General features: G+C 71.3%; 3 protein-coding genes. 1 reads left to right on the top strand and 2 read right to left on the bottom strand.

The features are described 5' to 3' along the window. Positions 1-118 precede the first annotated feature (118 nt). Together GWK61_RS53585 and metF are read right to left on the bottom strand one after the other, a co-directional pair. Positions 119-637, bottom strand: a complete 519-nt coding sequence (locus GWK61_RS53585) for a GNAT family N-acetyltransferase (RefSeq protein WP_194922115.1) — start codon at positions 635-637, stop codon at positions 119-121. 204 nt (positions 638-841) lie between these two features. After that, positions 842-1792 carry a methylenetetrahydrofolate reductase [NAD(P)H] gene (metF, locus tag GWK61_RS53580; RefSeq protein WP_194922113.1) on the bottom strand — a complete coding sequence of 317 codons (951 nt, stop codon included), beginning with the start codon at positions 1790-1792 and terminating at the stop codon, positions 842-844. Between the two features lie 90 nt (positions 1793-1882). Between metF and GWK61_RS53575 the strand changes: the two genes are divergently transcribed. Further along, the gene (locus GWK61_RS53575) at positions 1883-2986 is read left to right on the top strand and encodes a polyprenyl synthetase family protein (protein WP_194922112.1); all 1104 of its coding nucleotides are present in this window, start codon (positions 1883-1885) and stop codon (positions 2984-2986) included. Positions 2987-3066: the final 80 nt, after the last annotated feature.

Genomic DNA, 3066 nt, shown 5'->3' with positions numbered 1-3066 from the left:
GGCTGGTTCGACGGCTGGTTCGAGGACTGGTTCGGGGGCCGGTTCGAGCGGCCTCGGGGGCGGGTTCGAAGGCTGATCAGGCGCTGCGGGCCCCGGATTGCTCGCTCCGTTCAGCGGCCTACCGCGCCCCGGCCAGCTCGATCCCGGCCGCCGTCGGCAGGTACGTCGGCCCCGACAGGTCCCACCCGGCGATCACCTTCCGGTAGTGGATCAGCTCCTGGTCCGGCGCCGGCCGGGTGCGCGTGTACTCGCGGTATCCGGCGGCCGTGTACATGCGCTGGTTCTCCCACATCATCGCGTGGGTCAGCAGCCTGAGCTCGGGCAGCCAGAGCTGGCGCGCGTGCTCCTCGGCGAAGGCCAGGACGCGCCGTCCCAGGCCGCGGCCCTGGCGGTCCGGGGCGACGGCGAAGTTGTCCAGGTGCAGCCAGCCGTCCTCGGGGACCAGGGTGACGGTGGCGATCGCCGGGTTGCCGACCACGAACAGGCAGCCGCGGCGCATCAGGTGCGGGTAGTCGGCGTCCATCGGGGCGGGGCGGGCGCCGATGCGGTCGACGTAGTGGCGGTAGGCCGAGTGGGTGACGGCGTGGACCGCCGCGAGGTCCACCGGAACCGCGTATCGGACTCCCAGCGGCTGCATGTTCGTGCCTCTCCTTCTCCGGCCCCCTCGGCTGTTCATCGCAGGCTGGCACACGGCGCGCGACGGGGTGGCCCGATCGGGCGTCGTTCATCAGACAAGGTGACAGTGCTGGTGACTGGACTGCGCGGAGACGGAGCGGATGTATCGGAGCCGGGATCTCAGGCCGACAACCTCAGGCCGATAACCTCACGCAGGCCGACAACCTCACGCCGACAGAGGCATCCCCGAAGCCGCCGCCACATGCCGTTCGTCGAGCCCCAGGTTCCGGTAGATCTCCAGCGTCGCCGTCGACATGTTCAGCGTGATGAAGTGCAGCCCCGGCACCCCCTCGGCCAGCAGCCGCTCGCACATCCGCGTCGTCCACTCCACACCGACCGCGCGCACCGCGGCCTTGTCCCCGTCCGCAGCCATCAGCGACCGCTCCAGCTCGGCCGGGAACGCCTGCCCGGTGAGCCCCGTGATCCGCTTGATCTGCGCGACGTTCGTCACCGGCATCACGCCCGGCAGGATCGGCACGTCGCACCCGGCCGCCACGACCCGGTCGCGCAGCCGCAGGTAGTCGTCCGTCAGGAAGAACATCTGCGTGATCGCGAAGTCCGCGCCCCGCCGGCACTTCTCCACGAAGTGCGCCACATCGGAATCCCAGTCGGGGGAGCGCGGGTGCCGCTCCGGGAAGGCCGCGACGCCTACACAGAACTCACCCGATTCCCGCACCAGATCCACAAGCTCGCCGGCGTAGTTCAGCCCCTCGGGGTGCGCCTCCCAGTCACCCAACGGATCGCCCGGCGGGTCGCCGCGCAGGGCCAGGATGTTGCGCACCCCGGCGTCCGCGTACTGCCCGATGACGTGCCGCAGCTCGGCGACGGAGTGGTTGACCGCTGTGAGGTGCCCCACAGGGGTGAGCGTGGTCTCCGCAGCGATGCGTTCGGTGGTCTCCACCGTCTTCATCCGGGTCGTCCCGCCCGCGCCGTAGGTCACCGAGACGAACGTCGGCGAGTAGCCCTCCAGCCGCCGCAGAGCCCGCCAGAGCTGCTGCTCCTGGTCCTCGTTCCGCGGTGGGAAGAACTCGAACGAGTAGGAGCGCTCGCCCCGGGCGAGTAGCTCGCGGACGGTGGCGGCGCGATCCGGCCGCACGGAGGGAAGTCCCAGTGCCATGAATCCACCGTACTGAGCATGTCGCCCTTTGTAAGGCAAGGAAGCAGCACGTCCCGAGACGCGAGACACGGGCCTTCGAGGACCAGCCGTATGGTTGTTCCCGTGAACCCCCTGGACCGCCACTCTTTGCGTAACCGAGTAGACGCCGCCTTGTCGGCGTTCCTGGACCGTCAGGGCGCGGCCCTCATCGAGATGTCGCCCGAGCTGGCGCCGCTTCCGACCGCGCTGCGCGAGTTCCTGGACGGCGGCAAGCTGATGCGCCCGGGGTTCTGTTACTGGGGATGGCGCGGGGTGCTCGGCGACAGTGCCACTGCCCAGGAGGAGGACGGCATAGTCCACGCCGCCGCTTCCCTGGAACTGCTCCAGGCCTCGGCGCTGATCCACGACGACTACATGGACGACTCCGACACCCGCCGCGGCATGCCGGCCATCCACCGCCGCTTCGCCGCCGCGCACCGCGAGGCCGCCTGGGAGGGGTCCGGCGCGCGCTTCGGGGCGGCGGCCGCGATCCTGCTCGGCGACGTGTGCCTGACCTGGTGCGACGAGATGTTCGCGGGCACCGGGCTGCCGGCCGAGCGGGTCGCCGCGGCGCGCCGCTACTTCGACGTGATGCGCACCGAGGTGATGGCCGGGCAGTACCTGGACGTGCTGGCGCAGGCGCACGGCCTGGACGAGCCCGAGCGCGCGGCCCAGCGGGCGCAGACCGTGATCCGGTTCAAGTCCGCGAAGTACACGATCGAGCGACCGCTGCACGTCGGCGCGATGCTGGCCGGCGGGACACCGGACGTGATCGCCGCCTTCTCGGCCTACGGCCTGCCGCTCGGCGAGGCGTTCCAGCTGCGGGACGACGTGCTGGGCGTCTTCGGCGACCCGGCGGCCACCGGCAAGCCCGCCGGCGACGACCTACGCGAGGGCAAGCAGACACTGCTGGTCGCGCTGGCCGCGGCGCGCGCCGACAGCCCGACGGCGATCAAGACGCTGCGCGGCGAACTCGGGAACCCCGACCTGGACACCGCCGGCGTCGCCGAACTGCAGGACATCATCCGCTCCACCGGCGCCCTGGACGACGTCGAGACGCGGATCGCCGCGCTGACCGAACAGGCCCAGGCGGCGCTCGCCGCCGCGCCGATCGACGCCGAGGCCAAGGCGGTGCTGGGGGAGCTGGCGGTCATGGCGACGGCCCGTAAGAAGTAGGGCGCGCGACACGCCCGGGGCGCTCACTCGTTCGACGTAACTTCTCGGGCGATTCGGGGCGGTGGGGGGTTGGTCGGTGG

It is taken from the genome of Catenulispora rubra, from assembly GCF_015356825.1.
In the GTDB taxonomy this organism is placed as follows: domain Bacteria; phylum Actinomycetota; class Actinomycetes; order Streptomycetales; family Catenulisporaceae; genus Catenulispora; species Catenulispora rubra.
This window is presented reverse-complemented; position numbering and strand designations above follow the sequence as displayed.